Source organism: Kitasatospora sp. NPDC059571 (assembly GCF_042735675.1).
Classification (GTDB): domain Bacteria; phylum Actinomycetota; class Actinomycetes; order Streptomycetales; family Streptomycetaceae; genus Kitasatospora.
On the sequence record NZ_JBHWBW010000639.1, the window covers coordinates 1 to 3749 of the forward strand.

Genomic DNA, 3749 nt, shown 5'->3' on the forward strand with positions numbered 1-3749 from the left:
GAGCGACGGGAGTTCCGGTGGGAACATCCGAGATCCGGACCCCCCTACGGGTGGGTTCGGTCGGCAGCAGCGAGTCCAGCCGGTCCATGATCCCGCCGTGGCCGGGCAGCAGCGTGCCCATGTCCTTGATCCCCATGTCCCGCTTGATCATCGACTCGGCGAGGTCGCCCAGCGTGGCGGTGACCGCCGCGCAGCCGCCCAGGATGAGGCCCTGCCACCAGCGGCCGTCGTCGATCACGTACTGCATCAGCAGCGCGCCCGCGAGCATCGACAGCCCGGTGCCGCCGGCCAGGCCCTCCCGGGTCTTGCCGGGGCTGATGGTGGGCGCCAGCTTGGTCCGCCCGAACTTGTAGCCAACCGCGTACGCGCCGGTGTCACTGCAGATGGTGACCACCAGGAAGAGCAGGATCCGCCAGGCGCCGTCGTCCGCGGCCAGCATCAGCGCCACGAAGCTCGCCAGGAACGGGACGTAGAAGGCGGTGAACACGCCCGCCGTTATGTCGCGGACGTAGTTCTCCGGCGGCCGGCTCATCCGCCAGACCAGGACGGCCAGGCCGGTCAGCGCGAGCGCCGCCCCCGACCAGCGGCCGCCGAGCAGGTAGCCGAGCAGCGGCATCGCGACCGCGCCGGCCACCAGCGGCACCAGCGGGACGTGGACGCCCTTGGTCTCCGCGAGGCGGCTGTTCAGCTCCTGGACGCCGACCGCGACGGCCGCGATGACGACCACCAGGAAGAGGGCCTTCACCACGAAGAGCGAGGCGACGATCACCGCGCCCAGGCCCACCCCTACGCCTATCGCGGCCGGAAGATTGCGGCCGCCGCGCTGCTTGCGGGGCTGCTGGTCGGGTTGGGCCACGGGTGTCTCCTGCGCGGGGGGCATGGTCTGAGTCTGTGCCGCAGTGCGCCTTCGGTACACCACAGGCTGCTGCGAGTGACCCGTTCGGTACCGGCGCGAGGCGGGTGCGGGGGTCACCCGCAGCAGAGAAAACTCGGCGGCGAGCGTCTCGGTTCCGCCCCCGCGGCCGTCGGCCGTCGGGGGGCGTTCGCCGTCAGACTTCGAGAAGCTCGGCTTCCTTGTGCTTGAGCAGCTCGTCGACCTGGGCCACGTAGCGGGCCGTGGTGTCGTCGAGCTCCTTCTCGGCGCGGCGGCCCTCGTCCTCACCGATCTCGCCGTCCTTGACGAACTTGTCGATGGCGTCCTTGGCCTTGCGGCGGATGGAGCGGATCGAGACCTTGGCGTCCTCGCCCTTGCCGCGCGCGACCTTGATGTACTCCTTGCGGCGCTCCTCGGTCAGCTGCGGGAAGACCACGCGGATGATCGAGCCGTCGTTGGAGGGGTTCACACCGAGGTCGGAGTCGCGGATCGCGGTCTCGATGTTGCGCAGCGCGCTCTTGTCGAACGGCGTGATGACCGCCATCCGGGGCTCCGGCACGGAGAAGGAGGCGAGCTGGTTGATCGGGGTCAGCGCACCGTAGTAGTCGGCGACGATCTTGTTGAACATGGCCGGGTGCGCACGGCCGGTGCGGATGGCGGCGAAGTCGTCCTTGGCGACGGCGACGGCCTTCTCCATCTTCTCCTCGGCCTCGAGGAGGGTCTCTTCGATCACTGTCTGCTCCCTGTCCGGTTCATCTGCTGTAGTCCCGTACCGGTGCCCCGGACGGCTGATTGCTGCTCAGGGCCGGGCGGAGTCCTGGCTGATGAGTGTGCCGATCTTCTCACCCTTGACCGCCCTGGCGATATTGCCCTCGGCGAGGAGCTCGAAGACCAGGATCGGCAGGTCGTTGTCCTTGCACAGGGTGATCGCCGTCAGGTCCGCCACCTTCAGGTCCCGGGAGATCACCTCGGAGTAGTCCAGCGCGTCGAACTTGACGGCCGCGTGGTTGGTCCGCGGGTCGGCGTCGTAGACGCCGTCGACGCCGTTCTTGCCCATCAGCAGCACCTCGGCGTGGATCTCCAGCGCGCGCTGCACGGCCGTGGTGTCGGTGGAGAAGTAGGGCATGCCCATACCGGCTCCGAAGATCACCACACGGCCCTTCTCCAGGTGGCGCACGGCGCGCAGCGGGAGGTACGGCTCGGCGACCTGGCCCATGGTGATGGCGGTCTGGACGCGGGTCTCGATGCCTTCCTTGATCAGGAAGTCCTGGAGCGCCAGGCAGTTCATCACGGTGCCGAGCATGCCCATGTAGTCGGAGCGGGCCCGGTCCATGCCGCGGACCTGCAGTTCGGCGCCGCGGAAGAAGTTGCCGCCGCCGATCACCACGGCGACCTCGGTGCCGGCGCGGACGACGGTGGCGATCTCGCGGGCGATCGCGTGCACCACGTCCGGGTCCACGCCGAGGCCACCGCCGCCGGCGAACGCCTCACCCGACAGCTTGAGCAGCACCCGGCGGCGAGAGGTGTCCTGCGTCTCCGGACGGGTCTCCTGCGTCTCCTGCATGGCCTTCTCCTTCTCCACCTGCGGGCTCGCAGGGCTGCCTGTGCTGCTCAGAACACCGGGTGTGCGGTGACCGGCGCTGTGCGGTCGTGCTGGGCGCGTGCACACGCGGCGCGTACACGCGAGGAGGCCACTGCCGCGGGAACCGGTACGGTGTCCTGCACGGCAATGGCCTCCTCGTCGTTCATGGTGCCGACGCGCCCCCCGTGGGGTGCTGGAGAGCCGATCGGCGCGTTCCTGGCCGCCCTGGGCGGGCGGTCGGGGCGCTTCCTACCTTAGGCCGGAAGCGCTACGGAACGGATTCTCAGGCGCCGACGCGGAAGCGGACGAAGCGCTTGAGGGCGACGCCGTTCTCGTCGAGGACCTTGGCAACGGTCTTCTTGTTGTCCTTGGCGAACGCCTGCTCCAGGACGGCGTTCTCCTTGACGAAGCCGGTCACGCGACCCTCGACGATCTTCGGCAGGGCGGCCTCGGGCTTGCCCTCCTCGCGAGCGGTGGCCTCGGCGACGCGGCGCTCGTTCTCGAGGTCCTCGGCCGGGATCTCCTCGCGGGAGAGGTACTTCGGCGCGAAGGCGGCGATGTGCTGCGCGACGTCCTTGGCGACCTCGGCGTTCTCCTTGTCGAGCTCGACGAGGACACCGATGGTCGGCGGGAGGTCCGGGTCCGACTTGTGCATGTAGACGCCGACGTAGCCGTCGCCGTCGAACTGCGCGAAGCGGCGGAAGACGATCTTCTCGCCGAGGGTGGCGTTGGCCTCGTCCACGAACTGCTGGACGGTCTGGCCGGCGGCGATCTCGGAGGCCAGGGCGGCCTCGAGGTCGGCCGGGGAGGTGGCGGCGACGTGCGCGGCGATCGCGTTGGCGACCTCGACGAACTTGCCACCCTTGGCGACGAAGTCGGTCTCGCAGTTCAGCTCGACCAGGACGCCGGCCTTGTTGCCCTCGGCGATCAGCGAGGCGACGGCGCCGTTGGAGGCGTCACGGCCCTCGCGCTTGGCCACGCCCTTCTGGCCCTTGATGCGGAGGAGCTCGACGGCCTTCTGGACGTCACCCTCGGCCTCGTCCAGGGCCTTCTTGCAGTCCATCATGCCGGCGCCGGTGAGCTCACGGAGCTTCTTGACGTCCGCGGCGGTGAAGTTCGCCATGGTGTGATCTCTTCTCACGTCTCGCGTGTCTGCGTGGGGTGGTGGGGGGGGGGGCGGGGGCCCACTGTATCCCCCTCGACTCGCTGAGCAGCCCGGACTCGATCAGGCCGGCGAGGCGGCGCAGCGCGATCACGTCGTTGTCGGTGAGCGCCCGCTTCTGCCCGATGTCG

The 3749-nt window shown here is 69.5% G+C and carries 4 protein-coding genes and 1 pseudogene; all 5 read right to left on the bottom strand.

Going from position 1 to position 3749, the window contains the following annotated elements; all coding sequences use genetic code 11:
• On the bottom strand, nucleotides 1-880 hold an 880-nt coding region (locus ACFV0G_RS37045), incomplete at its 3' end, for a phosphatidate cytidylyltransferase (RefSeq protein ID WP_380557488.1).
• A 169-nt stretch (nucleotides 881-1049) separates the two neighbouring features.
• Nucleotides 1050-1607 carry a ribosome recycling factor gene (gene frr / locus ACFV0G_RS37050; protein WP_380557492.1) on the bottom strand — a complete coding sequence of 186 codons (558 nt, stop codon included), beginning with the start codon at nucleotides 1605-1607 and terminating at the stop codon, nucleotides 1050-1052.
• 66 nt (nucleotides 1608-1673) lie between these two features.
• Nucleotides 1674-2438, bottom strand: coding sequence for a UMP kinase (pyrH, locus tag ACFV0G_RS37055; RefSeq protein WP_380557495.1), 765 nt, complete (start codon nucleotides 2436-2438; stop codon nucleotides 1674-1676).
• Between the two features lie 301 nt (nucleotides 2439-2739).
• Entirely contained in the window at nucleotides 2740-3579 is an 840-nt protein-coding gene (gene tsf, locus ACFV0G_RS37060) for a translation elongation factor Ts (protein WP_380557498.1), read from the bottom strand.
• A gap of 31 nt (nucleotides 3580-3610) precedes the next feature.
• Nucleotides 3611-3749, bottom strand: a pseudogene (locus ACFV0G_RS37065) (adenylate/guanylate cyclase domain-containing protein); the annotation flags it as partial.

Excerpts from the sequence above, each read along its gene's own strand:
- pyrH (WP_380557495.1), bottom strand. The coding sequence starts at position 2,438 with ATGCAGGAGACGCAGGAGACCCGTCCGGAGACGCAGGACACCTCTCGC.
- tsf (WP_380557498.1), bottom strand. The coding sequence starts at position 3,579 with ATGGCGAACTTCACCGCCGCGGACGTCAAGAAGCTCCGTGAGCTCACC.